Here is a 24,468-nt window from a genome sequence, read left to right on the forward strand (position 1 = left end):
GCAAATATGAGATTTCGCCGCAAGAGCAGCCTGATCGGGAAGAATGTCGTCGGAACGGTTTTCGTCCTTCTCTTCTCTGGCGCAATCCACACGGCCACGGCGGACATGGGGTACGCCGTGGTGCCGACTTCCACGATCTATCCGGGCGAAGAAATCACCGCCAACCGGATCGAGGAGGTCGAGGTCACCAATCCCAAGCTGACCGGCGGTTATGCAGAAAGCGCCGGTCAGGTCGTCGGCCTCGTGACCAAGCGCACGCTTCTGGCCGGCCGCACCATCCAGCTTTCCTCCTTGCGCGAACCGTTTGCCGTCCAGCGCGGCACGAATGTGCGCATCTCCTTCACGCTCGGCAATCTGATGATCTCCGCTTCCGGCGCCCCGATGCAGGACGCTTCGGTCGGAGATGTGATCCGTGTCCGCAATCTCGATTCCGGCATTATCGTCAGCGGCACCGTCATGCAGGACGGCACTATCCACGTGGTGGCTAAATGAGCAAAATGCGTTTCCTGTCTACGATCATTCTGGCCGCCGTTCTGAGCGTTGTCGGCATCGGTGCCGCCAACGCCGTTTCTTCGCGCATCAAGGATATCGCCTCGCTGCAATCCGGCCGCGACAACCAGCTGATCGGCTACGGCCTGATCGTCGGTCTGCAGGGCAGCGGCGACAGCCTGCGTTCGTCGCCGTTTACCGAGCAGTCCATGCGCGCCATGCTGCAGAACCTCGGTATTTCGACCCAGGGCGGCCAGTCGAGCGCCAAGAACGTCGCCGCCGTCATGGTGACGGCCAACCTGCCACCGTTTGCCAGCCCCGGCAGCCGCATCGACGTGTCGGTCAGTTCGCTGGGCGACGCGACGTCGCTGCGCGGCGGTACGCTGATCATGACCTCGCTCTCCGGTGCCGACGGCCAGATCTATGCCGTCGCCCAGGGCGCCGTCATCGTTTCCGGCTTCCAGGCGCAGGGCGAAGCGGCGACCGTCACCGAGGGTGTTACGACCGGCGGCCGCGTGCCGAACGGCGCGATCATCGAGCGTGAACTGCCGTCGAAATTCAAGGATTCCATCGATCTGGTGCTGCAGCTTCGCAACCCGGATTTCACCACGGCCGTCAGCGTCGCCGACGTGATCAACAGCTATGCCGCCGCCCAGTTCGGCGGCGCCATCGCCGAACCCCGCGATTCGCAGGAGGTGATGATCATGAAGCCAAAGTCGGCCGATCTGACCCGGCTGATGGCGGATATCGAAAACCTGGTGGTCGAGACCGATACGCCGGCCAAGGTCGTGGTCAACGAGCGCACCGGAACCATCGTCATCGGCGCCGACGTGCGCGTGTCCAAGGTCGCCGTCAGCTACGGCACCCTGACGGTCCAGGTCACGGAAACCCCGCAGATCATCCAGCCGGAACCCTTCTCGCGCGGTGAGACGGCGGTGCAGCCGCAGACCGATATCCAGGCGCAGAAGGATGGTGGCCGGGTGGCGATCCTCGACGGTCCGGACCTGCGCACGCTGGTCTCCGGCCTCAACAGCATCGGCGTCAAGCCCGACGGGATCATCTCGATCCTGCAAGGCATCAAGTCGGCCGGCGCACTGCAAGCGGAGCTTGTCATCCAATGACCCAATCCCGTGTATCCACCGCTTCGACGCGGCCTTGGCTGACGTTCGTCCTGCCGGCGGTTTTCCTGGGGCTTTCCGCCATTCCCGGCGCATTCGCCCAGGAAAAGCCGAAGGCGCTCACCGAAATGAGCTCCGAAGAAGAGATCAAGCAGTTCTGCACCAACATCGCGGATGCGGCGCGCGATCGCCGTTACCTGCTGCAGAAGCAGGAGCTCGAAAAGCTCCAGAGCGACGTCGATGCCCGTATCGCCATCATGGAAAAGCGCAAGGCTGAGTACGAAGACTGGCTGAAGCGACGCAACGACTTCATGAAGCAGGCGGAAGCCGGGCTGGTCGACGTCTACAAGACCATGAAGGCAGATGCGGCGGCGCCGCAGCTCGAGAAGATGGACGTCGTGCTTGCTGCGGCCATCGTCATGCGACTGCCGCCCCGGCAATCGGGGCTCATCCTAGCTGAAATGGACGCCGAAAAGGCGGCGATGGTTGCTTCGATCATGTCGAGCGCGTCCGACCCCAATACCTCGAAGGATCCCTCATGACGAAGCGTCTTACCGCCCTCCTGGCCGCCGCCCTTCTGGCCGGCTGCTCGAACACATCCGTTCGGGAACTCGGCAACGCGCCTTCGATGAGCCCGATTGGCAGCGGTCTGCAATATTCGCAGACACCGCAGATGGCGATGTATCCGAAGCAGCCGCAGAGCATGAATCGCGGTTATTCGCTGTGGAACGATTCGCAGGCTGCCCTGTTCAAGGATTCGCGCGCCATCAACATGGGCGACATCCTGACGGTCAACATCCAGATCAACGATAAGGCCGATTTCGACAACGAAACCGAGCGCAACCGCACCAACCAGAGCAATCTGGGCTGGAAGGCGAACGCTCAGATCTTCGGCTGGAAGCCGGAGACCGATTCGAGCGTCGGCTTCAACTCCGATACGGATACGCAGGCCAAGGGCAAGACGAAGCGCTCGGAAAAGCTGACGCTGCTCGTCGCCGCCGTCGTGACCGGCGTTCTGGAGAACGGCAATCTGCTCATCAGCGGTTCGCAGGAAGTCCGCGTCAACCACGAGATTCGCATCCTCAACGTTGCCGGTATCGTCAGGCCGCAGGATGTCGATTCGCAGAACACCATCTCCTACGAAAAGATTGCCGAAGCCCGCATTTCCTACGGCGGCCGCGGCCGTCTGACCGAAGTGCAGCAGCCCCCGGTCGGCCAGCAGGTCGTCGACCTGTTCTCGCCGATTTGATGGCTGGGACGGTTCGCAACCCAAAGGACGGATAGGAAGCCATGGCTGAACTGGAAAACGCCGAATCGACCGGGAAGAAAAAGAAGTCCGGCGCCATCTCGCTGGTCATCGCGCTGGCCGTGCTGACGGCGATCGGCGGCGGCGGCGGCTGGGTCATCGGCGGCGTGCTCGCCGGGAAGCTTCAGCCGGCGGCCGAAGAAAAGGCTGCCGACGCCAAGAAGGAAAAAGAGGGCGAGAAGAAAAAGGAAGGCGAGGGCCTGCCGCATATCTCGAACGAGACGACCGGTGTGGTGGCTCTCGAACCGATCACCACCAACCTTGCCTATCCTTCCGAAAGCTGGATCCGGCTTGAGGTGGCGCTGATGTTCAAGGACAAACCCGACGTCAAGGTTTCCGAGGACGTGCACCAGGACATCCTCTCCTATCTGCGCACGGTGTCGCTGCAGCAGATCGAAGGACCGCGCGGCTTTCAATATCTTCGGGATGACATTCAGGAACGTGTTGACCAGCGTTCGCAGGGGCGAGTAACCAAGGTCATGTTCAGGACCTTTGTGATCGAATGATTCGATTTCTTCTTATCCTTGGCGCCATGATGGTGCTACCCGGTGTGGCTGAAGCCCAGCAGCTTCCGACGGACCTTTTGAATATTCCGGTGGACGGTTCCGCCGCAGCCTGGATCATCCGCACCTTCGGTCTTCTGACCGTGCTGTCGGTTGCGCCCGGCATTCTGATCATGGTGACCAGCTTCCCGCGCTTCGTGATCGCCTTTTCGATCCTGCGGTCGGGCATGGGCCTTTCCACAACGCCTTCCAACATGATTCTCCTCAGCCTGGCGCTGTTCATGACCTTCTACGTCATGTCGCCGACCTTCGACCGGTCATGGAACGAAGGCGTCCGCCCGCTGCTGGAAAACCGGCTGACGGAAGCGGAAGCCGTCGAACGGATCGCCGAGCCGTTCCGCACCTTCATGGCTGCCAATACCCGCGACAAGGACCTGACACTGTTCGTGGATATCGCACGCGAGCGCGGTCTGCCCGTTGGCACCGGCGAGCGGATCGACTACCGGGTTCTCGTTCCCGCCTTCATGATTTCCGAGATCCGCCGCGGTTTCGAAATCGGCTTCCTGATCATTCTTCCCTTCCTGGTCATCGACCTGATCGTTGCCACCATCACCATGGCCATGGGCATGATGATGTTGCCGCCCACCTCGATCTCCCTGCCGTTCAAGATCCTATTCTTCGTGCTGATCGACGGCTGGAACCTGCTTGTGGGAAGCTTGGTTCGCTCTTTTTCATAATGAAACCAATCATTTGAAAAAAATTAACTTTGCGCCGTCAGTTTTGACGATTTATTAACTACGGCGCGAACGGCTTTTGCCGCACCCCCATAAATTAATTGATTTGAAACGGCTGGCCCCTAGTGTGAACCTCACATGACGGGTTTGGTTTTTAGCCAGTAAGGCAGAACCGAGAGGCATGAAGCCGAGCCGCCATCACCGGTAAGTTATAAGTCCGGTATGTCCCTCTTTTTTGTTTTGCGTAACCAAAGGGACAATCCCATGACCAGCATTATCACCAACAACTCTGCACTGGCCGCTCTCAACACGCTGCGTTCGATCAACAGCAACATGAACGACACGCAGAGCCGCATCTCTTCCGGCCTGAAGGTTCAGTCTGCAGCCGACAACGCCGCTTACTGGTCGATCGCAACCACCATGCGTTCGGACAACAAGGCGCTTTCCGGCGTTCAGGACGCTATCGGCATGGCTTCTGCCAAGACCGACACCGCCTACACCGGTCTGGAAGCCGCGATCGACGTCGTTTCGGAAATCAAGTCCAAGCTCGTTGCTGCTCGCGAACCGGGCGTTGACAAGGACAAGATCAACAAGGAACTGACCGAACTCAAGTCGCAGCTGACGTCGATTTCCCAGTCTTCTGCCTTCAACGGTGAAAACTGGCTCTACAACGACACGACGACGGCAATCACCACCAAGGAAATGGTTGGTTCCTTCGTTCGCGCGTCCGACGGTAGCGTCTCGGTCAAGACCATCGATTTCAACGCTGCCACCTCGGTTCTGATCGACACCCGCACTGCAGCGAACGGCATCCTGACGAAGGGCGCAAACTCGCAAATCAACGGTACCTCGACCACCTACTTCCTCGTGTCGGCCACCGGCACCACCGGCACACAGGTTGCCCTGACAACCTCCACGACCGACGACGCTGTGGAAGGCATGATCTCCTCCGTTGACCAGATGCTGAAGACGATGACCGACGTTGCTGCAACGCTCGGTGCGACCAACTCTCGCCTGGATACGCAGCAGGAGTTCGTTAAGGATCTTCGTGACGTGATCACCGCTGGTGTAGGCCGTCTCGTCGATGCCGACATGAACGAAGAGTCGACCCGCCTGAAGGCGCTCCAGACGCAGCAGCAGTTGGGCATTCAGGCTCTGGCGATTGCCAACTCGAACGCCGACAACGTCCTGTCGCTCTTCCGTTAATCGGGGCGTCTGCTTCGCGACGGCCAAAGCCGAAGCGTTAAAACAAGGTAAACCGCGCCTGCAAAGGCGCGGTTTTTTATTTATCTTGATTACTCGATTTTTAAGATCAGGCCCTGAGCTTTTTAAGTTTTGTTAACCATAATCGTGTTTTCTGCAGCCATAGAAACGGTGAATTAATCATAACTCAACTCGCATTAATTGGCATGACGTCGACCACCGTTCCCGGTACCCAATCCGGAATGTCCCTCAAACCGATCCATAAAGGGGCACTCTAATGGCCAGCATCATCACGAACACCTCGGCAATCGCAGCTCTCGATACCCTGCGTTCGATCAACAGCAACATGGAAACCACACAGGGCCGCATCTCTACCGGCCTGCGTGTTGAAACCGCTACCGACAATGCGGCCTACTGGTCGATTGCAACCACCATGCGTTCGGACAACAAGGCGCTGAGCGCCGTCCAGGATGCAATCGGCCTCGGCGCTGCCAAGACCGACACGGCCTATACGGCGATGGAAGCAACTGTCGACGTCGTTTCGGAAATCAAGGCCAAGCTCGTTGCCGCTCGCGAACCGGGCGTTGACAAGGACAAGATCAACAAGGAACTGACCGAACTCAAGCAGCAGCTGATTTCCATCTCGCAGTCCGCATCGTTCTCCGGTGAAAACTGGCTCTACAACGACACGACGACGCCAATCACCACCAAGGAAATGGTTGGCTCCTTCGTCCGCGCTGCCGACGGCAGCGTCTCGATCAAGACCATCGACTTCAACGCCGGCTCTTACGTCCTGATCGACACGAGAACTGCTGCGAACGGTGTCCTGACCAAGGGCGCTAACTCCCAGATCAACGGTACGTCGACCACCTACTTCCTCGTGTCGGCCTCCGGTTCTACCGGTACGCTGGTTGCTCTGACCACCTCCACGAGCGACGACGCCGTGGAAGGCATGATCTCGGCTGTCGATACGATCCTGAAGACGATGACCGACGCTGCTGCGACGCTCGGCGCCACCAAGACGCGCATCGACATGCAGGAAGAATTCGTCAAGGATCTGATGGACACGATCGACAAGGGTGTCGGCCGCCTGGTGGATGCAGACATGAACGCGGAATCCACCCGCCTGAAGGCGCTGCAAACGCAACAGCAGCTTGGTATCCAGGCTCTTTCGATCGCCAACAGCAATTCCGAAAACATCCTGCAGCTCTTCCGTCAGTAAGCGTTGTCATCATGTAAACCGCGCCTCCCTGAGTGGCGCGCCCGACATACGAAAACCCGCCGATCATCCCGGCGGGTTTTTTGTTGCTGAGACGCTCCGGCCGCCCTGAAGACTTTTCTTCCCACGTGTGGGCAGAGGGCAGGGACGGGCAATTGCGGCCGATCTTGCTTGAGACGTTTTTGCCAGCAATCTGAACCCGCCGACCCCGCTCGGCGGGCTTTTGCCTTTAGGCAACTGTTATCGATAGCGCGCGTGCGCAGCCGGATTTCTTGTCGTAAAGGGAAATTTAATAATATTTAAGAATTAATTTAGTTAATAAAACAATAATCAGATTTATTTGCAAAAAAATTGTCAGTTCACGCTTCTTTAACCCTAATGGTTTTAACTACAAACATCGAAACGGCGAGCTAAACCAAATAGAGTTTCTGAGTATTAGCTTGCATGATGCGTTGCCGTTTTGCCGGTATAAAGAGTCCGGCATGTCCCTTCCATTTATTTAGTCCAAAAGGGGCAGTATCATGACGAGTATCATTACCAACAATTCCGCACTTGCCGCTCTCAACACGCTGCGTTCGATCAACAGCAGCATGGGCGAGACGCAGGGCCGTATCTCTTCCGGTCTGCGTGTTGAAGATGCAGCCGACAACGCCGCTTACTGGTCGATCGCAACCACCATGCGTTCGGACAACAAGGCTCTGGGCGCCGTCGAAGACGCAATCGGCCTCGGCGCTGCCAAGACCGACACTGCCTACAACGGTCTCGAAGCCGCAATCGACGTTGTTTCGGAAATCAAGGCCAAGCTGGTTGCCGCTCGCGAACCGGGCGTCGACAAGGACAAGATCAACAAGGAACTGACCGAACTCAAGACGCAGCTGACGTCTATTGCCCAGTCTTCTTCCTTCAACAGTGAAAACTGGCTCTACAACGACACGACGACGGCAATCACCACCAAGGAAATGGTTGGTTCCTTCGTTCGCGCGTCCGACGGCAGCGTCTCGATCAAGACGATCGACTTCAACGCCGCTACCTCGGTTCTGATCGACACCCGCACTGCAGCGAACGGCATCCTGACGAAGGGCGCAAACTCGCAAATCAACGGTACCTCGACCACCTACTTCCTCGTGTCGGCCACCGGCACCACCGGTACGCTGGTCTCCCTGACCACCTCCACGACCGACGACGCTGTCGAAGGCATGATTTCCTCCGTCGACCAGATGCTGAAGACGATGACCGACGTTGCTGCAACGATCGGCGCGACCAACGCTCGTCTGGAACTGCAGAAGGAGTTCGTTGCCGACCTCACGGACGTGATCGACACCGGCGTAGGCCGCCTCGTCGATGCCGACATGAACGAAGAGTCGACCCGCCTGAAGGCACTGCAGACGCAGCAGCAGCTGGGCATCCAGGCTCTGTCGATCGCCAACACCAGCGCCGACAACATCCTGTCGCTCTTCCGCTAATCGGAAACGACTGGCCAAAGCCGGACTTCGGCCCGGCTTCGGATGTTCGAAAAAGAAAAACCGCCTCTCTCTGGGAGGCGGTTTTTTCGTTTTGCCGCAACGTCTTGCGAGGTGTGGCGTTAAGAATTTATTCAGAAAGCCTAACAACTTCTTTATTGCGTTAACCATTTGTTAACCATATGGTCTTAACCATTCGTTAACAGCGTCGGGTCGATCACCAGGGCAAACACGTGATCGGCAAGCATGAAGCAGACCGTCGTTACCGGCGTAATCCGGTATGTCCCGTAATCTCTTTGGGGCAAGACATATGACCAGCATTTTGACCAACACCGCTGCAATGGCGGCTCTCCAGACTCTCCGCGGCATCAACAACAACATGGAAGACACCCAGAACCGGATTTCCTCCGGCTACCGGGTGCAGACGGCTGCCGACAACGCCGCCTATTGGTCCATCGCCACCACAATGCGCTCCGACAACGGCGCGCTGTCCACCGTTCAGGACGCCCTCGGCCTCGGTGCCGCAAAGACGGACGTGTCCTATACCGGCCTGGAATCGGCCGTCGATGTCGTGACCGAAATCAAGAAAAAGCTGGTTGCCGCCCGCGAACCGGGTGTCGATCGGACCAAGATCGACAAGGAACTGACTGAACTCAAGAATCAGATTCAGTCGATTGCCGAATCGGCATCGTTCTCCGGCGAAAACTGGCTGTACAACGAATCGACCGTCGCACCGGCGACGAAAGAAATCGTCGCATCCTTCAACCGTTCGGCCGACGGCTCGGTCTCCATCACCACCCTGGCCTACGATACGGCGACGTCCGTCCTGATCGATACCAGCGATGCAAGCCGCGGTATTCTGAGCAAGGGATATGCGATCTCCCAGCCCAGCGGAACGACGACGACGACGGTTACCTACTACCTGATCAACCCGGGCACACCGGCAGCCAGCGCCACGGAAGTGAAGCTGACGTCGACCACGAGCGACGACCAGATCGACGGCATGATGCTTGCGGTCGAAGCCATGCTGGCACGCCTGACTGATTCGGCCTCGACGCTCGGCGCGATCACCAAACGTGTCGACATGCAGGAAGATTTCGTCGCCACCTTGATGGACGTGATCGAGAAGGGCGTCGGACGTCTCGTCGATGCGGACATGAACGAAGAATCGACAAAGCTGAAGGCGCTGCAGACGCAGCAGCAGCTCGGCATCCAGTCGCTGTCGATTGCCAATACCAACGCGGAGAATATTCTCCAGCTCTTCAAGTAAGGGCAGGATCGGCTGACCGGAGTCGATCGAAAGAATTCCAGCCGTGCCGCCGGTCATCGGCATATGGTGGAACAGTTGGACCGCGCACTGCCCTGGCGCGGTCCAACGCATTCATCCTCGCACAAGTTTGACATCCTAATTTCCCGGCGACTGACCATGCGGAAATGTATCCGCAAACACCCAGGCGCCGTCTTCGTGACCGTCGGAAGTAAATGCCGGATGTGCTGATGATCGAGAAATTGAGACTATCTACTGAGCTGACATGGACGCCGCCGGGCGGGCATGATGCCTTTGACGGCAAGGACGGGGCAGGTCTATGACAGCAGCTCTCGCAAGATACCTGAAAGATTTCGGTGAGCCGGCCGCACCGGAGCCGGTCGTGGAAATGACAACGTTCGACGATGACATGTTCGTCAACGCCTTGCCCGAGCCGGAGCCGATCGATCCCGAAGAGGTACGCCGCGAGGCCTATGCCGAGGGTCACGAAGCAGCGACTCAGGAGTTGCAGGCACAGCATGCCGCCGAGATGGAGGCAGCCGTTGCCGCACACCGAGAAGAGCTGGAGGGCTTGCGCCAGGCATATGAAGCCCAGGCGGCGGCGCTGATCGCGGCAAGGATCAACGAGATTTCCCTCACCATTTCGGAAGCGATCAGCGAGCAGACGGCCGAGATCCTCGCGCCGATTCTCTCGGAAGCGCTGGCGGCCAACGCCGTGCGCGCGATGGCGGAGATGGTGCGGCAGGCGATACTGGACGGCGCGGCAGCCACGATCGTCGTGCGCGGCCCGGGCCAACTCTTCGATATTCTGAAAACCGAGCTGGGCGAAGACGCCGCGCTCCTGCGCCATGTGGAAACACAGGATCTCGATCTCACCGCGGAAGTGGCCGGAACGGTCCTGGTGACGCGAATTTCTGCATGGGCGGCTAGCTTGAAGAAGGTGCTCGAATGAGCGAAGGCGAAAATCACCACCACGGCAAAAACGAAATCATCATCGTCAAGAAGCATGGCGGCGACCACGACGGCCATCACGGCGGCGCGTGGAAGATCGCCTACGCTGACTTCATGACGGCAATGATGGCCTTCTTTCTCGTGATGTGGCTCGTCAATGCGGCCAACGAAGAGACGAAGGCTTCGGTCGCTACCTATTTCAATCCGATCAAGCTCGCCGATGAGAAGCCGACCGAAAAGGGTTTGAAAAAACCGGTCGAGCAGGCGGACGGCGAGGAGCAGAACGAGCGGTCGAAGGTGAAGGCCGACGGCACGACTGTCGGTGCGGCTGCCGCAACCGGCGACGACCAGACCGCGGCGTCCGGCGAGCAGACCAATTATTCCGAAGCCGATTACTTCGAAAACCCCTATTCGGTCCTGGCGGAGATCGCCCAGGAAGTCGGCCAGCAGGCAAATGTCAGCGCCAAGGGCGAGGGCGGTGCAGCCGATTCCGGCCCGGCGACGGGTGCCGATGGCGGCGAAGCCTATCGCGACCCGTTCGATCCGGACTTCTGGACCCAGCAGGTCGAGGTGTCGCAGGCCCAGAAGGGGCTTACGGCGTCCGACCAGCCGGAGTCGGCGGAGAACAAGGCCGAACAGCAGATGATTGCCATGGCCAATCCGGACCAGGCGACGAAAGACAAGCCCGACGTCGAAACGGCCGACAAGACCAAGGACAAGCAGGAAGACCACGACAAGACGGAAAAGGCGGACAAGAACGGTAAGGACAAGGCTGACAAGCAGGATCAGGCTGACAAGCAGGACAAGGCCGAAAAGCGCGAACAGCAGGCGGCCCAGCTCCACGAGCAGCTCGAGCAGGCGCTTGGTGGCACGGGCGGCAAGCTCGCCGAAGGCCTGGTCGTGACGCCGACGGAAGGCGGCCTTCTCATCACCATCTCCGACCAGCAGGATACGCCGATGTTCAAGATCGGCTCGGCCGTGCCGCAGAAGGACATGGTGCTCGCTATGGAAAAGGTCGGCAAGGTTCTGGGCGAACGCAAGGGCGCGGTGCTGATCCGCGGCCATACCGACGGCCGCCAGTTCAAGGGCGACAAGATGGACAACTGGCAGCTGTCGAACGACCGTGCGCAGAGCGCCTATTACATGCTGGTCCGCGGCGGCCTGGATGAAAAGCGCGTGCAGCAGATCTCCGGTTTTGCCGATCGGCGGCTGCAGGTTCCCGAGGATCCGCTCGCCGATGCCAACCGGCGGATTGAAATCCTCCTGCAGGCGAACCAGGGGTAATCATGGCCATGGCTCGATCGTCGCTTTTCACCGCATTGTTCACCCTCGGCATCGTGATGTCGGGGGTGGCCGTCGCCGAGGATGAGGCGCTGCCGACCCCGGAAGACCTGGCGCCCTATAAAATGTTGCGGTCGATGCAGTTCGTGCAGGATTCCGTCGTTGCGGGTGATCACTCGGCGGCCGAGATGCAGAAGTTCATGCTGGCGACGATCGACAAGCGGCTGCGGACGGCCGACCCGGAAATATTCGACGACACGCGCAATGTCGATGCGGCGCTGATCTATTCGATGAGCGGCGGCAATCCCGCCACGCTCGAATATCTGGTGTCGAGGGACGTCGGTGGCTATTTCGACAACCGTGTTGCCGATGCGCTGCGGAAATATCTGAGCGGCAAGGGGACGCTGGTGTCCAAGAGCCTGGTGGAGATGCTGCCGGAATACCGGGATACGACACTTGGCCCCTATCTGGCGCTGGTCGCCGCCAATGCGGTTGTCGGCAACAATCCGGAAGAAGCGTTGAAATTTTACGATCTCGCCCGGCTGACGGCGCCTGGCACGATCATCGAGGAGGCAGCGCTTCGGCGCTCGGTTGCCGTTACCGCGGAACGCGGCATGGTGGAAAAAGGCCTGGGATATGCCAACCGGTATGCTCGCCGCTTCCTGCATTCGCCTTATGCCAGCCAGTTCGCCGATCTCTTCGTGATGCTGGCGGTCGACAATTACGATTCCATCAAAAACGAAGAGATCGAGAACACGTTGTCGTTCATGGACAATGAACGACGTCGCGAGGTTTACCTGCGCATTGCCCGCAGGGCTGCGATCGCCGGCAAGATTGACCTGGCGCGAATGGCTTCCGGCCATGCCGATGCTATTCCCACGTCGCCCGGCATGGATCGAAAGCAGCAGACCGACCTTTATACCGGACTTGCCGAGATCTCGACGAAGGACATCGACCAGGCCGTCGAAAATATCGATGGCATTCCGGAGGGAGCATTGTCCGCGCGGGATGAGGCGCTGCGTTCGGCCGCCCGGCTCGTTGCCGAAGAAGTGCTGCGACAGCCGGACATGAATAGCCTGACGCAAGAAACGTCGGTGAATGTCGAGAATCAGGAACACTCCGCGGCAAATCTGCCAGCGCAGGGACACTCCGGCGCCGCTGCCCAGGCGGATGCCAACGAGGCGGTCTACCGGAGTGGCGCTGTTTTCGAGGAGTTTGTAACGAACAGTCGGGCCAAGCTGGTGGAAATCGACGGTTTGCTGGCGAAAGAAAGCGATAAAAAATGATGGATCAGGGGATTGGAAGTGCTCTACCGGGTTTGAATGCGGCCGCGTCGGCCAAACCCGCCGCCAAGCATGGCCAGCAGGGCCAAGTTGAAAAGGACGGCGGCTTCGGCGAGGCGCTCGATCAAGTCGGGCATGGTGACCATCGAAACGGACAGAAGGCGGCAGCCGACGGCAAGTCGCAGAAGGCTTCCGACGACCTCCTGGACGCGACGCTGAAGCAAGGCGCCGAAACCGTCGAGACGACGGAGACCCCGACCGGCGCGGTCGATGCTAACCGCATCAAGAAGCCGATCATCGATATCCAGCAGGGTGCATCCCAGCGCCAGGCGCAGCAGCACCTGTTCCAGGCAGGCTCCGTCCTTTCGGAAGCCAAGGCTGCCACAGCGAAATCCAAGGACGCGATCGAAAAGCTTCCTCGGCATTTGGACGAAGAGGAAGCCCAGTCGTCGTCCGCGGCTGTCGTCAAGGGTGAGGGCACCCACGCCCGCAAGACCGTGGCCGCCGCGCTTGCCGGACTGAATGCCAAGGCCGATGAAACTCAGGTCGATCCGGCTGCGACACCGAGCGCGATGTCCAGCGATGACGTGATGTCCCTGCTCGGGGCGGAAGCCTTGCGCGAAATTCCGCAGACCGCGCCGGATAAGGCGCAGGCAACGTCGGAGAAGCACGTCGATGACGTCGGCCGGGCACGAACGGCGCCGCATGACATCTCCGACAAGGAAGCCGCGAGCGGTCTGGGCGGCGAAGACATCGCCGCCACGGCAAGCGATGGTGGCGACGCAAAGACATTCCGGTTCGCCCGTGCCGATGGCAAGGGCCAGACGATGGACATGGTCGTTGGTGGCCGCGAGCGCAGCGGTGCTGCTGATGAGCCTCGGCGCACGACGTCGGCCGAAACGGTGACCGTGCTCGATTCCCGCCGTTATCTCGGCCTGGCGCAGAATTCCAGCGCCGTGCTCGATGCGATTTCCGGCGATTCCGAATGGTCAAAGGCAATGCAGCCCAGCAGCGCCCTGTCCAATGCCGCGACCCAGGCCAGCACAGGCAAGGTCGTGAATACGCTGAAATTGCAGCTGCAGCCCATCTCGCTCGGCATGGTGACCGCGACGATGCGGCTGGTCGGCGACGAGTTGTCGGTCGATCTGACGGTCGAAAGCGCCTCTGCCTACCGGCAGCTGAGCAGCGATCACAAGAGCATCATCGAGGCGCTGCGTTCACAAGGTTTCTCGATCGACCAGGTCACTGTTACCCTGGCACCGACGACCAGTGCCGACAGCAGTAACAGCAGCACCCAGAACGGCAGCCAGAACGGTTCGTTCGGCCAGCAGGGGGCGCAGGACGGCAGCGGTGGCGCTGCTTCCCGAAGGGACGAAAGAAATGCAGCGCAGCAGCAATGGAGCAACGCTCGGCAATCTGGCGAGGATGGCCTCAGCGACAGCGGTGCCGGCTCTGCTGGCGCTCGTTCTGGGTCTCTCTACCTCTGACGCCCGGGCGTCGGGAAATGCCTGCGAGCGCGAAATCCAGGCCGCTGCCGTGCGCTACGGTATTCCCGAGGGCATTCTCTATTCTGTCGGTCTGACGGAGACCGGCAGAAAGGGATCGCTCCAGCCCTACGCCCTCAATGTCGAGGGCAAGGCCTATTTCCCTCGCACCGAGAGCGAGGCGCTCAAGCAGTTCCAGGCTGCCAGGGCAGGCGGCGCCAAGTTGATCGATCTCGGATGCATGCAGATCAACCACCATTTCCACGGCGAGAATTTCGCATCGGTGCAGGATATGCTCGATCCGAAGCGCAATGTTCAGTATGCGGCGAAGTTCCTGCGCAACCTTCATGACCGCCACCAGACGTGGACGATGGCGGTGGCTCGCTACCACGCAGGCCCCAATAACGACCCTGCTCAGAAGCGATATGTCTGTCGGGTGATCGCCAATCTCGTGGCCACGGGCTACGGAAAATGGACTGCGAATGCGTCGCAGTTTTGCAGTGGATAACAATTCTGAGTTGTTTTCCCTTCGCGATGTTTCATCCTTAAAGCACCGGCGGTCTGCGGCTCATGGTTAACGCCCGTTAACCTGAAGTTAATCAAACGTTAACCTTTCCGCAAAAATTTTGTGTGGATAATTCGCGCTCGCCACTACATATAGAGCAAATCACGGCCAAATTCTTAATCTACTATTAATTCCTGCCATTAACTTTCTCCAGTTGTTCGCGATTCGCTCGATTCGTACGTCTGTCTCATCGAGGTACCACACTGATTCGGAGGCGGACGAATGATCGTAGTGGTTGATGAGCGTGAGCTTGTAAAAGACGGCTATACTTCCCTGTTTGGCAGAGAGGGTATTCCCTCCACAGGTTTTGATCCCCAGGAGTTCGGGGAATGGGTCAACACGGCAGCCGATTCGGATATCGCTGCCGTGGAGGCATTTTTGATCGGTCAGGGCGAACAGACCTTCGAGCTGCCGCGGGTGATCCGCGATCGTTCGATGGCACCGGTGATCGCGGTCAGCGACCATCCCTCCTTGGAGACGACACTGGCGCTCTTCGACTGCGGCGTCGACGACGTTGTGCGCAAGCCGGTTCATCCCCGCGAGATCCTGGCGCGTGCCGCCGCGATCCGTCGTCGCCTGAAGGCGATTTCGAACTTCACAGACGTCGGCCCGATTCGGGTTTTCTCGGATGGTCGCGACCCGGAACTGCACGGCGAAGTCTTCCCCCTGCCGCGGCGCGAGCGGCGCATCCTGGAATACCTAATTGCCAATCGCGGCCGTCGTGTATCCAAGACGCAGATCTTCAATGCCATCTACGGCATCTTCGATGAAGAAGTCGAAGAGAACGTCGTTGAAAGCCATATCAGCAAGCTGCGCAAGAAACTGCGTAAGAAGCTTGGCTTTGATCCTGTCGATTCCAAGCGTTTCCTTGGCTATTGCATCGACTGGAACTGATATTCTACGGGCCTGCTGGCGTGGACAATTTTCTTTCTTAGAAACCACGCCCTCCCACGAAGCCAGACAGCTTCACGCAAGGCCCAACTCATAAGCTCTGTAATTAATACGGAAACGAGGATCCAAAATGAGCATTTTTGGTACTATGAAGACGGCTGTCGCCGGCATGAATGCACAGGCGAACCGCCTCGGCACAGTAGGCGATAACATCGCAAACTCTAGCACCGTCGGCTACAAGCGCGCTTCCACGGAATTCTCGTCGCTCGTTCTGCCGTCGGGCAGCAGCAGCTACCAGTCCGGCGGCGTCACCACGAATGTGCGCTATTCGATTTCCGAGCAGGGTAACCTTGCCTACACCACCAGCGCCACCGACCTGGCTATCCAGGGCAACGGCTTCTTCGTCGTGCAGAGCGCCAACGAGCAGGCTTACATGACCCGCGCCGGCGCCTTCCAGAAGGACTCCGAGGGTTATCTGGTCAACTCGGCCGGCTACAAGCTGATGGGTTACTCCTTCGCTGCCGGCGCGCCGGCAGCCGTCGTCAACGGCTTCGACGGTCTCGTTCCGATCCAGATCGGCCAGGGCGGCCTGACCGCCAAGGCTTCTGCCAACGGTAGCTTCGGCGCCAACCTGAATGCCGACGCGGCAGTCCAGGGTCCGCTGGCGACGCCGGTCACGACGCTTCCGTCGAGCAACGACCCGCTGGCGAAATACTCCGACAAGAGCTCGCTGACCGCCTATGACAGCCTGGGCCGCGAAGTTCTCTATGACTTCTATTATACGAAGACCGACGCGAACCAATGGGAAGTGACGGTTTACCGTCAGGACCAGGCGACTCCCGGCACCGGCTTCCCCTATGTGGACAGCACCGGCACGCCGCTTGCAGCTCCGCTGGACACGGTCACCCTGACATTCGACCCGGCAACGGGCAAGCTGACGACCACGCCGGCTTCGATCACGATCACCGACAACACCACGTCGCCCCAGACCATCGAGATCGACCTTTCGACGATGACCCAGTTCGGCGCGAAGTTCACGCCCGGCAAGGCATCGATCGACGGCAAGGCCGCCAACGCGATCAAGGACGTCGAGATCGACAAGGACGGCACGGTTTACGCCATCTACGACGACAGCTCGGTCGAGGCGCTCTATCGCATTCCGCTCGCAACCGTCGCCAGCCCGGACAAGCTGACGATCGAAACCGGCAACGCCTATTCTCCGGGCGCTGAATCGGGCGTCGTCATCATCGGCTTCCCGAATGCCGGCAACTTCGGCCAGATCGTCGACAATGCGGTGGAAGAATCCAACGTCGACCTCGCAGGTGAACTGACTTCCATGATCGAGGCTCAGCGTAGCTACACGGCGAACTCCAAGGTCTTCCAGACCGGCGCCGACATCATGGACGTTCTGATCAACCTCAAGAGATAATGTTTCCCAGGTAAGGTGAGGTAAGAGTCGGATGTCGCTCTCTTCAGCAATGAACACGGCCCAGGCCATCTTCAACAATACGGGTACGCAAACGTCGACCGTATCGAAGAACATGGCCAACTCGGGCAACGCGGACTATGCGAAACGTACGACGATCGTCTCCACCACCCTTTTTGGTGCGCAGGTCTCGACGACGGTTCGGGCTCAAAACGAGGTTCTGATGCGTCAGAACCTCGGCGCCATCTCGCAGAACAGCGGACAGCAGAGTGTGCTTTCCGCTCTTGGCGACATGCGTTCGGTGATGGGCGGCACGGACTATGAAATGTCACCCGCAAAATATCTTGAGGCGCTGCGCAACAAGATCCACGAATATGCCACGCGACCGAGTGACCAGGTCGTCGGCGCCGGTGTCATCAGCGCGGCGCAGGATACTGTCACCGCTCTGAATACCGCGTCGAGCGAAGTCCAGCGCATTCGCGCCGATGCCGACAAGCAGATCGAGGCGCAGGTCGACAAGCTGAACAACCTCCTGGCGGAGTTCAAGGTCGCCAACGACATGGTGACCACGGAAACGGCTGTCGGCGGCAATCCGAACGATGCCCTGGACCGGCGTGACTCCCTGCTCAAGCAGATTTCCGAGATTGTCGGTGTTTCCGTCGTCAATCGCGAACACAACGATGTGGTGCTTTATACCTCGGACGGCACGACGCTGTTCGAAACCAGCCCGCGGAAGATCACGTTCGAGCGGAAGCTGTTTTACGATGCTTCGACGGCGGGTAACGCCATCTACATCGACGGCGTGGCTGTCGATGCGTCGACGAGTGCCAATACGACAGCGCTCGGTTCGCTGCCGGCGCTGCTGCAGGTTCGCGACGAGATCGCCCCGACATTCCAGGCACAGCTGGATGAAGTCGCCCGCGGCCTGATCACGATTTTCGCCGAAAGCCAGAACGCCACGCCGGCCAACAAGGCGCCCGGTCTGTTTACCTGGACCGGCTACACCACGACCATGCCTGCCGCCGGAACGGTCATCCCCGGCCTCGCTGCTTCCATTCGGGTGAGTTCGGTCGCTGCGGCAACGCCTTCGCTCGTTCGTGACGGCGGTATCAACGGCGCCGCCTATACCAAGAACCCGGATAACAACAGCAGTTTCTCGACGGTTCTCGACCAGTACGACCAGGCATTCGATACGTCGATGGCCTTTGATGCGAGTGCCGGTATCGACGTTCAGAAGACGCTGATCGGCTACTCGTCCAACTCCTTGAGCTGGCTGGAAAGCCTGCGCAGCAGCGCAACAGCTGCCGGCGAAAGCAAGACTGCCTTGCTGGCGCGCTCCACGGAAGCCTATTCCAACATGACAGGCGTCAGCCTCGACGAAGAATTGTCGCTCATGCTGGATCTCGAACAGTCCTACAAGGCCGCGACCAAGCTCGTGTCCGCTATCGATGAAATGTTGCAAGCACTCTTGAATATTGCGAGCTAAGTCATGAAGACTTCCTTTGTATCGTCATTATCCATTCAGAATGCCATGCGCCTGACAGTGTCGCAGGCGCAATCCGAATTGCTCAAGGCCCAGTCGGAAGCCACCACCGGCAAGTATTACGACCTTGGCGTCGCGCTTGCGGAGCGGACGTCCCAGAGCCTGGACCTCAACCGCGAAGTTGCGCGCCTCAAGGCGCTTTCGGAAACCAATTCCCTTTCGACGCAGCGGCTCGCATCCTCCCAGACCGCGCTGAGCAATATCAGCGACGCCGGCCAGTCCATGCTCAATACCGTGCTTGCCCTGAGTGGCAGCGAGGATGCCAACAGTCTGAAGACGGCGCGCACATCGATCGAAAACGCCTTCTCCATCTTTGCCGACATGTCGAACATGGCGCTGAACGGCGAATTCCTGTTCGCCGGCATCAATTCCGACGTGCAGCCTGCAACCAACATGCAGACCAATGTCGCGACGGCCTACAACACCGAACTGCAGTTCTATCTGACCAGCCAGGGGCTCACCGACAAGTCGGAGATGTCGCCGGCACAGATGGACAGCTTCCTCTCCATCGTTGAAACCAAGTTCAACGGCACATCGACGTTGACCGATCCGCCGCATACCGGCCGGGGTGGCGAGGATCTCTGGACGTCCTACGTTTCGCAGGCCAGCGACACCAACATGACCAGCCGCATCAGCAAGACGGAAGTGGTCGAAAGCTCGACGAACACCAACACGCAGGGCATGCGGTACATGGCGCTCGGCGCTATCAGCGCCCTGACGTTCATGGATGCCTCGCTCGATACGCCGGCGCGTCAGGCCGCCAACAGGAAGATGAACCAGTTCATCGCTGCAGGCATCGACGGCGTTGACGTCGATCGCGGCAAGCTTGGCCTTTCTGAAGAACGAATCGAAAAAGCCAATGATTCCCTTAACGCCCAACAGACTATCATAAAGACCTATCTCGGCGATCTGGAAGGTGTCGACGGCTACGAAGCGGCGACACGGGTTAAGAACCTCCTGGCTCTGGTAGACGCGTCGTACACGCTGACGGCGAGAATACAGCAGTTAAGCCTGGTAAATTTCCTTTGATGTAAAAGGAAAGACGATGAAAATGAAGGATGCATGAATGTACCAGTTTTCATATGCCGAGATCATGGAAGACGGCGTCGCGGACGCAAAAGATCGCGAACGACAGGTACTCAATCGCTCTATTGAACTGCTTTCTGCTGCGCGTGATCGGGGCGGCTATAACCGCGAGGCGATCGACGCCTTGTTCTATACGCGCCGAATCTGGATTCGCTTTATTGAGGACTTGAAACAGCCGGAAAATCAGCTCGACACCGAATTGCGGGCCAATCTCATCTCGATCGCCATCTGGATCTTGAAGGAGTGCGACCGGATCAGAAAACGGCAGTCTGAAAATTTTCAGGGCATTATCGACGTAACCACCATCATCAGGGATGGACTTAAATGAAAAGTACCCTACGCATATCGCTTAAATCCGGCGAAAGAATTTTTATAAATGGAGCGGTGCTGCGTGTTGACCGCAAGGTCGCCCTGGAATTCTTGAATGATGTGACGTTCCTTCTGGAAAACCACGTTCTCCAGCCGGAAGATGCGACGACGCCGCTGCGGCAGCTGTACTTTATCGCCCAGATGATGCTGATCAATCCGGATGGCGCAGAACAGTCCATGGCGATGTTCCGCAAATCCGTCGCCATGCTGCTGAATTGCTTCAAGGACGATGAAATCCTCGCCGAACTGAAGCGGATCGACGGAATGGTGACCTCCGGTCGCGCATTCGACGCGCTGAAGGCCATTCGTGGGCTCTACGTTTCCGAGGATCGTATCCTCAACAACCAGGAGCTCACGCCAGCCACCATCGAACAGATTCGTAGGGAGATTGCCCCATGGCGGTAAGTGGTGTGAATTCCGTTGCCGCGCCGACAGGCGCCAACGGTCAGGCGGATTCGGCTGCTTCGGCAGCATCCCTGAACTATCAGAGCTTCCTGAAGCTTCTGATCGCCCAGATGAAGAACCAGGATCCGACCGATCCGATGGATGCCACCGAGCAGGTATCGCAGCTTGCAACCTTCTCGCAAGTCGAGCAGGCGATCCAGACGAACAAGAACCTGGAATACCTGATCCAGAGCCAGTCGCTGACCCAGGCGTCGAACTATATCGGCAAGACGCTCACCAGCGCCGATGATTCCGTCACTGGCGTCATCAAGGAAGTGGAAGTCTATTCGGACGGCCTGATCGCCATTACCGAGAAGGGTGACAAGATCCTGATTCAGGCCGGCATCAAGATCAGCGACGGCACGACGACGCCGACTGACGGCAATACTGATGGCGACGCACCCACGACGGCAGCGGAAGCAATGGCGACCGACACCGATACGAATACCGGTGACACCACCGGCTAAGCCGATATGAAGCCGGCCTGAGCTGATGTAGGATTGGCGAATCATCGCCTCGGCGATTCCCAAGCAAGGAATGATTCCTATGAATGAGGCAGATGCCCTGGACATCGTGCAGGCGGCCATCTGGACCGTTCTCATCGCGTCCGGTCCGGCGGTTCTTGCGGCCATGGTGGTCGGCCTGGTCATCGCCTTCATTCAGGCGTTGACGCAGATCCAGGAAATCACCTTGACCTTCGTGCCGAAAATCGTTGCGATCTTCGTGGTCGTCGGCATCACGGCGCCCTTCATCGGCGGACAGATTTCGTTGTTCACCAATCTGGTGTTCTCCCGGGTCCAGTCAGGCTTCTGACGACAGATCATTTTTCCAACGACGGCCGGCACGCCTTCGCGTTCCGGCCGTTTTGCATTTTCGTTCGGTCCTGCCACCCTCGCGCAAGCTTCGCTGACTATCCATCGTTTCCAATTGGGCAAGAAGGGTCGGTTTCCCTTGCCCGCCTCTCATGAGGAGATGGACAAGTATGGCGCAGACACCTGCAATTTCTATTCCCAAGTTCGGCGGCAGCACCCGCGATATCGGCTTCGCGCTCGGCATCGTTGGCATCCTCTGCATCCTGTTCCTGCCGATCCCGCCGTTTCTGATCGATATGGGCCTGGCGTTCTCGATCGCCTTCTCGGTGCTCATCCTGATGGTGGCGTTGTGGATCCAGAAACCCCTGGATTTCTCGTCTTTCCCGACCATTCTGCTGATCGCGACGATGACGCGCCTGGCGCTCAACATCGCCACGACCCGCGTCATCCTTTCTCACGGTAATGAAGGCCACGAGGCGGCGGGCCATGTGATCGCCGGTTTCTCGGCGCTCGTCATGTCCGGCGACTTCGTCATCGGTGTGATCGTCTTCCTCATCCTGGTGACGGTGAACTTCATCGTCATCACCAAGGGTGCGACGCGTATCGCCGAAGTCGGCGCCCGCTTCACCCTGGACGCGATCCCCGGCAAGCAGATGTCGATCGACGCCGACCTGTCGGCCGGCATCATCGATGAGAAGGAAGCGCAGCGCCGCCGCCGCGAACTGGAAGAAGAAAGCTCCTTCTTCGGTTCGATGGATGGTGCCTCGAAATTCGTGCGCGGCGACGCCGTCGCCGGCTTGCTCATCACCGCCATCAACATCTTCGGCGGCATCATTATCGGCTACTTCCGCCACGGCATGGAAATCGGCGAAGCCGCCGATGTTTTCGTCAAGCTGTCCGTCGGCGACGGTATCGTCTCCCAGGTTCCGGCCCTGATCGTTTCGCTGGCCGCCGGCCTGCTCGTATCGCGCGGCGGTACGTCGGGTTCGACGGATCAGGCGGTCATCAACCAGCTGAGCGGTTATCCCCGCGCGCTTTCGGTCGCGGCTGCACTGATGGTGCTGCTGGCGCTCGTACCCGGACTGCCGATGCTGCCCTTCATGGCGCTTGGCGGCCTGATGGCGTTCGGAAGCTGGTTCATTCCCCGTCAGCTGGAGAAGGAAAGCACCATCCTGCGCGAGCAGGAGGAAAAGATGGCGGTGCAGACCAAGGAGCAGGAAAAGGATTCGGTCAAGGCAGTCCTCAAGACCTCCGAAATCGAGCTGGCGCTCGGCAAGCTGGTCTCGACCCGTCTGCTCGGCGCACACCAGGAACTGGGTTTCCGCGTCGGCAAGATGCGCAAGAAGTTCGCCAGCCAGTACGGTTTCGTCGTTCCCGAAATCAAGGTGACGGACGATATCGCCATCGCCGAAAAATCCTATCAGATCCGCATCCATGGCACGACGGTGGCATCGAACCTGCTGCGTGTCGGCGAAGTTCTCGTCGTCACCGGTTCGGGCCGCAAGCCGAGCGTGCCGGGCGACGAAATCCGCGAACCCGCCTTCGGCATGCCGGCGGTGTCCGTCCTCGAGGCCTTCACCGAAGACCTCAAGCGCGAAGGGTTCCACCCGATCGACAACGTTTCGGTGGTTCTGACCCACGTCAGCGAAGTCATTCGCAACAACCTGCCGCAGCTTCTGTCCTACAAGGACGTGAAGGTGCTGATCGATCGTCTCGATCCGGAATACAAGAAGCTCGCCGACGAGATCTGCTCGACGCACATGTCCTACTCGGGCCTGCAGGCGGTGCTCAAGCTGCTGCTTGCCGAACGCGTCTCGATCCGCAACCTGCACCTGATTCTCGAAGCTGTGGCGGAACTCGCGCCGCATGTCCGCAAGACCGAACAGATCGTCGAGCACGTCCGTGTCCGCATGGCGCAGCAGCTCTGCGGCGACCTGGCCGACAACGGCGTGCTGCGCGTGTTGCGCCTCGGCAGCAAGTGGGACCTCGTGTTCCACCAGGCGCTGAAGCGCGATGCGAAGGGCGAAGTCGTCGAATTCGACATCGATCCGCGCAGTCTCGAAGAGTTCAGCGAGCAGGCGACCAAAGTTATCCGTGAATTCATGGACCGCGGCTTGCCTTTCGTGCTTGTCACGTCGCCGGAAACACGCTCCTATGTGCGCATGATCATCGAACGCTTGTTTGCGACGCTGCCGGTCCTGTCCCATGTGGAACTGGCCAAGGGCATCGAAATCAAGATCCTGGGCTCTATTTCATGATTGACGACCCCCAAGGGACCGTACTCGCCCTCTTCGTGGTGTTATGCCGGGTGGGCGGGTGCATGATGGTCCTGCCGGGGTTTACATCGGCTCGCCTCCCCGTGATGATCAGGATGCTGACGGCGATGGCCGTCGCAATGGCGCTGCTGCCTTTGCTTTGGGACACGATCTACCCGCGTGTTTCCGGCGATCGGGTGACGTTCATCTTCCTGATCGTCAACGAACTGGCTGTTGGCGTCATGTATGGCATGCTGGCGCGGTTTTTCACACTCGGCCTGCAGTTTACCGGCACCGTCATCACCCTGATGATCGGCTTCAACTCGCCGCCCGCGCCGGACGCTCTGGAAGACACGGCGGAAAACCAGCTGACGAACATGATCAGTTTTGCCGGACTGATGGTGTTGTTCGCGCTGGATTTCCATCACATCGTCTTCCGCGCGGTAATCGATTCCTATTCCAGCATGCCGCCGGGGACGCTGTTCAGCAGCCAGAAATCGCTGATCACGCTGACCGATACGCTGGATCAGACGATGCATATCATGCTGCGGCTCGCCAGCCCCTTCGTCCTCTACGGCCTGATGTTCAACCTCTCGATCGGTCTGATCAACAAGCTGGCACCGCAGATCCCGATCTACTTCATCTCGACGCCCTACCTGCTCATGGGCGGGCTGTTCATGCTCTATCTTTCGGTCGCGGCCCTGCTGCGGCTGTTTGCCAACGCATTTCCCGGCGTGTTCATCGGCGGTTAGCCTTCGGGGCTGCCTTCAAGACGGAAA

Annotated in this window: 25 protein-coding genes; all 25 read left to right on the plus strand. The window is 59.1% G+C overall.

The features are described 5' to 3' along the window. Positions 1–6 precede the first annotated feature (6 nt). The 25 genes from flgA (at position 7) to ACSQ3I_RS03145 (ending at position 24,441) form a co-directional block, all read left to right on the plus strand. Positions 7–492 carry a flagellar basal body P-ring formation chaperone FlgA gene (flgA, locus tag ACSQ3I_RS03025; RefSeq protein WP_435995916.1) on the plus strand — a complete coding sequence of 162 codons (486 nt, stop codon included), beginning with the start codon at positions 7–9 and terminating at the stop codon, positions 490–492. Positions 493–497: 5 nt separating this feature from the next. Further along, positions 498–1,610, plus strand: coding sequence for a flagellar basal body P-ring protein FlgI (locus ACSQ3I_RS03030; RefSeq protein ID WP_435996273.1), 1,113 nt, complete (start codon positions 498–500; stop codon positions 1,608–1,610). Next, positions 1,607–2,149 (plus strand): MotE family protein, encoded by a 543-nt coding sequence (locus ACSQ3I_RS03035; protein WP_435995918.1) that lies wholly within the window; start codon positions 1,607–1,609, stop codon positions 2,147–2,149. Before ACSQ3I_RS03030 ends, ACSQ3I_RS03035 begins: the two co-directional genes overlap by 4 nt. Next, entirely contained in the window at positions 2,146–2,856 is a 711-nt protein-coding gene (gene flgH, locus ACSQ3I_RS03040; protein WP_435995920.1) for a flagellar basal body L-ring protein FlgH, read from the plus strand. Before ACSQ3I_RS03035 ends, flgH begins: the two co-directional genes overlap by 4 nt. Positions 2,857–2,897: 41 nt before the next feature. Beyond that, the gene (locus tag ACSQ3I_RS03045; RefSeq protein ID WP_435995922.1) at positions 2,898–3,419 is read left to right on the plus strand and encodes a flagellar basal body-associated FliL family protein; all 522 of its coding nucleotides are present in this window, start codon (positions 2,898–2,900) and stop codon (positions 3,417–3,419) included. Further along, positions 3,416–4,153, plus strand: coding sequence for a flagellar type III secretion system pore protein FliP (gene fliP, locus ACSQ3I_RS03050; protein WP_435995924.1), 738 nt, complete (start codon positions 3,416–3,418; stop codon positions 4,151–4,153). The genes ACSQ3I_RS03045 and fliP overlap by 4 nt, the downstream gene beginning before the upstream one ends. Positions 4,154–4,414: 261 nt before the next feature. Further along, positions 4,415–5,356 (plus strand): flagellin, encoded by a 942-nt coding sequence (locus tag ACSQ3I_RS03055; protein WP_435995926.1) that lies wholly within the window; start codon positions 4,415–4,417, stop codon positions 5,354–5,356. Between the two features lie 274 nt (positions 5,357–5,630). Continuing rightward, a complete protein-coding gene (locus tag ACSQ3I_RS03060; RefSeq protein ID WP_435995928.1) occupies positions 5,631–6,575 on the plus strand; it encodes a flagellin in 945 nt (314 codons plus the stop codon). A 518-nt stretch (positions 6,576–7,093) separates the two neighbouring features. Then, positions 7,094–8,035, plus strand: coding sequence for a flagellin (locus tag ACSQ3I_RS03065; RefSeq protein WP_435995930.1), 942 nt, complete (start codon positions 7,094–7,096; stop codon positions 8,033–8,035). 307 nt (positions 8,036–8,342) lie between these two features. Then, positions 8,343–9,302: a flagellin gene (locus ACSQ3I_RS03070; protein ID WP_435995932.1), complete on the plus strand. Its 960-nt coding sequence runs from the start codon at positions 8,343–8,345 to the stop codon at positions 9,300–9,302. 385 nt (positions 9,303–9,687) lie between these two features. Further along, positions 9,688–10,251: a hypothetical protein gene (locus tag ACSQ3I_RS03075; protein WP_435995934.1), complete on the plus strand. Its 564-nt coding sequence runs from the start codon at positions 9,688–9,690 to the stop codon at positions 10,249–10,251. Further along, on the plus strand, positions 10,248–11,534 hold the full coding sequence (locus ACSQ3I_RS03080) for a MotB family protein (RefSeq protein WP_435995936.1): 1,287 nt from the start codon (positions 10,248–10,250) through the stop codon (positions 11,532–11,534). Before ACSQ3I_RS03075 ends, ACSQ3I_RS03080 begins: the two co-directional genes overlap by 4 nt. An 8-nt stretch (positions 11,535–11,542) precedes the next feature. Continuing rightward, positions 11,543–12,817: a chemotaxis protein MotC gene (motC, locus tag ACSQ3I_RS03085; RefSeq protein WP_435996275.1), complete on the plus strand. Its 1,275-nt coding sequence runs from the start codon at positions 11,543–11,545 to the stop codon at positions 12,815–12,817. Continuing rightward, entirely contained in the window at positions 12,814–14,301 is a 1,488-nt protein-coding gene (gene fliK / locus ACSQ3I_RS03090) for a flagellar hook-length control protein FliK (RefSeq protein WP_435995938.1), read from the plus strand. Before motC ends, fliK begins: the two co-directional genes overlap by 4 nt. Further along, complete coding sequence (locus tag ACSQ3I_RS03095) at positions 14,240–14,806, plus strand: transglycosylase SLT domain-containing protein (RefSeq protein ID WP_435995940.1); 567 nt, start codon at positions 14,240–14,242, stop codon at positions 14,804–14,806. Before fliK ends, ACSQ3I_RS03095 begins: the two co-directional genes overlap by 62 nt. Positions 14,807–15,085: 279 nt before the next feature. Beyond that, positions 15,086–15,757: a transcriptional activator Rem gene (gene rem / locus ACSQ3I_RS03100; protein WP_435995942.1), complete on the plus strand. Its 672-nt coding sequence runs from the start codon at positions 15,086–15,088 to the stop codon at positions 15,755–15,757. Between the two features lie 127 nt (positions 15,758–15,884). After that, a complete protein-coding gene (locus tag ACSQ3I_RS03105; protein ID WP_435995944.1) occupies positions 15,885–17,183 on the plus strand; it encodes a flagellar hook protein FlgE in 1,299 nt (432 codons plus the stop codon). Positions 17,184–17,214: 31 nt separating this feature from the next. Continuing rightward, positions 17,215–18,666, plus strand: coding sequence for a flagellar hook-associated protein FlgK (flgK, locus tag ACSQ3I_RS03110; RefSeq protein ID WP_435995945.1), 1,452 nt, complete (start codon positions 17,215–17,217; stop codon positions 18,664–18,666). A 3-nt stretch (positions 18,667–18,669) separates the two neighbouring features. Continuing rightward, positions 18,670–19,752 carry a flagellar hook-associated family protein gene (locus ACSQ3I_RS03115; protein WP_435995946.1) on the plus strand — a complete coding sequence of 361 codons (1,083 nt, stop codon included), beginning with the start codon at positions 18,670–18,672 and terminating at the stop codon, positions 19,750–19,752. Between the two features lie 37 nt (positions 19,753–19,789). Beyond that, on the plus strand, positions 19,790–20,137 hold the full coding sequence (gene flaF, locus ACSQ3I_RS03120; protein WP_109456336.1) for a flagellar biosynthesis regulator FlaF: 348 nt from the start codon (positions 19,790–19,792) through the stop codon (positions 20,135–20,137). Further along, positions 20,134–20,583, plus strand: coding sequence for a flagellar biosynthesis repressor FlbT (gene flbT / locus ACSQ3I_RS03125; protein ID WP_435995948.1), 450 nt, complete (start codon positions 20,134–20,136; stop codon positions 20,581–20,583). Before flaF ends, flbT begins: the two co-directional genes overlap by 4 nt. Continuing rightward, the gene (flgD, locus tag ACSQ3I_RS03130; protein WP_435995950.1) at positions 20,574–21,089 is read left to right on the plus strand and encodes a flagellar hook assembly protein FlgD; all 516 of its coding nucleotides are present in this window, start codon (positions 20,574–20,576) and stop codon (positions 21,087–21,089) included. Before flbT ends, flgD begins: the two co-directional genes overlap by 10 nt. Positions 21,090–21,168: 79 nt before the next feature. After that, positions 21,169–21,435: a flagellar biosynthesis protein FliQ gene (gene fliQ, locus ACSQ3I_RS03135; RefSeq protein ID WP_435995952.1), complete on the plus strand. Its 267-nt coding sequence runs from the start codon at positions 21,169–21,171 to the stop codon at positions 21,433–21,435. A gap of 169 nt (positions 21,436–21,604) precedes the next feature. Further along, positions 21,605–23,692: a flagellar biosynthesis protein FlhA gene (flhA, locus tag ACSQ3I_RS03140; RefSeq protein ID WP_435995954.1), complete on the plus strand. Its 2,088-nt coding sequence runs from the start codon at positions 21,605–21,607 to the stop codon at positions 23,690–23,692. Beyond that, complete coding sequence (locus ACSQ3I_RS03145; protein ID WP_435995956.1) at positions 23,689–24,441, plus strand: flagellar biosynthetic protein FliR; 753 nt, start codon at positions 23,689–23,691, stop codon at positions 24,439–24,441. Before flhA ends, ACSQ3I_RS03145 begins: the two co-directional genes overlap by 4 nt. The last annotated feature ends 27 nt before the right edge of the window (positions 24,442–24,468 follow it).

Source organism: Rhizobium sp. LjRoot30, from assembly GCF_964253915.1.
In the GTDB taxonomy this organism is placed as follows: Bacteria; Pseudomonadota; Alphaproteobacteria; order Rhizobiales; family Rhizobiaceae; genus Metarhizobium.

Bases quoted from the DNA above. Each gene is read 5' to 3' on its own strand.
- flgA (WP_435995916.1), top strand. From the start codon at position 7: ATGAGATTTCGCCGCAAGAGCAGCCTGATCGGGAAGAATGTCGTCGGA.
- ACSQ3I_RS03030 (WP_435996273.1), top strand. From the start codon at position 498: ATGCGTTTCCTGTCTACGATCATTCTGGCCGCCGTTCTGAGCGTTGTC.
- ACSQ3I_RS03035 (WP_435995918.1), top strand. From the start codon at position 1,607: ATGACCCAATCCCGTGTATCCACCGCTTCGACGCGGCCTTGGCTGACG.
- flgH (WP_435995920.1), top strand. From the start codon at position 2,146: ATGACGAAGCGTCTTACCGCCCTCCTGGCCGCCGCCCTTCTGGCCGGC.
- ACSQ3I_RS03045 (WP_435995922.1), top strand. From the start codon at position 2,898: ATGGCTGAACTGGAAAACGCCGAATCGACCGGGAAGAAAAAGAAGTCC.
- fliP (WP_435995924.1), top strand. From the start codon at position 3,416: ATGATTCGATTTCTTCTTATCCTTGGCGCCATGATGGTGCTACCCGGT.
- ACSQ3I_RS03055 (WP_435995926.1), top strand. From the start codon at position 4,415: ATGACCAGCATTATCACCAACAACTCTGCACTGGCCGCTCTCAACACG.
- ACSQ3I_RS03060 (WP_435995928.1), top strand. From the start codon at position 5,631: ATGGCCAGCATCATCACGAACACCTCGGCAATCGCAGCTCTCGATACC.
- ACSQ3I_RS03065 (WP_435995930.1), top strand. From the start codon at position 7,094: ATGACGAGTATCATTACCAACAATTCCGCACTTGCCGCTCTCAACACG.
- ACSQ3I_RS03070 (WP_435995932.1), top strand. From the start codon at position 8,343: ATGACCAGCATTTTGACCAACACCGCTGCAATGGCGGCTCTCCAGACT.
- ACSQ3I_RS03075 (WP_435995934.1), top strand. From the start codon at position 9,688: ATGACAACGTTCGACGATGACATGTTCGTCAACGCCTTGCCCGAGCCG.
- ACSQ3I_RS03080 (WP_435995936.1), top strand. From the start codon at position 10,248: ATGAGCGAAGGCGAAAATCACCACCACGGCAAAAACGAAATCATCATC.
- motC (WP_435996275.1), top strand. From the start codon at position 11,543: ATGGCTCGATCGTCGCTTTTCACCGCATTGTTCACCCTCGGCATCGTG.
- fliK (WP_435995938.1), top strand. From the start codon at position 12,814: ATGATGGATCAGGGGATTGGAAGTGCTCTACCGGGTTTGAATGCGGCC.
- ACSQ3I_RS03095 (WP_435995940.1), top strand. From the start codon at position 14,240: ATGGCCTCAGCGACAGCGGTGCCGGCTCTGCTGGCGCTCGTTCTGGGT.
- rem (WP_435995942.1), top strand. From the start codon at position 15,086: ATGATCGTAGTGGTTGATGAGCGTGAGCTTGTAAAAGACGGCTATACT.
- ACSQ3I_RS03105 (WP_435995944.1), top strand. From the start codon at position 15,885: ATGAGCATTTTTGGTACTATGAAGACGGCTGTCGCCGGCATGAATGCA.
- flgK (WP_435995945.1), top strand. From the start codon at position 17,215: ATGTCGCTCTCTTCAGCAATGAACACGGCCCAGGCCATCTTCAACAAT.
- ACSQ3I_RS03115 (WP_435995946.1), top strand. From the start codon at position 18,670: ATGAAGACTTCCTTTGTATCGTCATTATCCATTCAGAATGCCATGCGC.
- flaF (WP_109456336.1), top strand. From the start codon at position 19,790: ATGTACCAGTTTTCATATGCCGAGATCATGGAAGACGGCGTCGCGGAC.
- flbT (WP_435995948.1), top strand. From the start codon at position 20,134: ATGAAAAGTACCCTACGCATATCGCTTAAATCCGGCGAAAGAATTTTT.
- flgD (WP_435995950.1), top strand. From the start codon at position 20,574: ATGGCGGTAAGTGGTGTGAATTCCGTTGCCGCGCCGACAGGCGCCAAC.
- fliQ (WP_435995952.1), top strand. From the start codon at position 21,169: ATGAATGAGGCAGATGCCCTGGACATCGTGCAGGCGGCCATCTGGACC.
- flhA (WP_435995954.1), top strand. From the start codon at position 21,605: ATGGCGCAGACACCTGCAATTTCTATTCCCAAGTTCGGCGGCAGCACC.
- ACSQ3I_RS03145 (WP_435995956.1), top strand. From the start codon at position 23,689: ATGATTGACGACCCCCAAGGGACCGTACTCGCCCTCTTCGTGGTGTTA.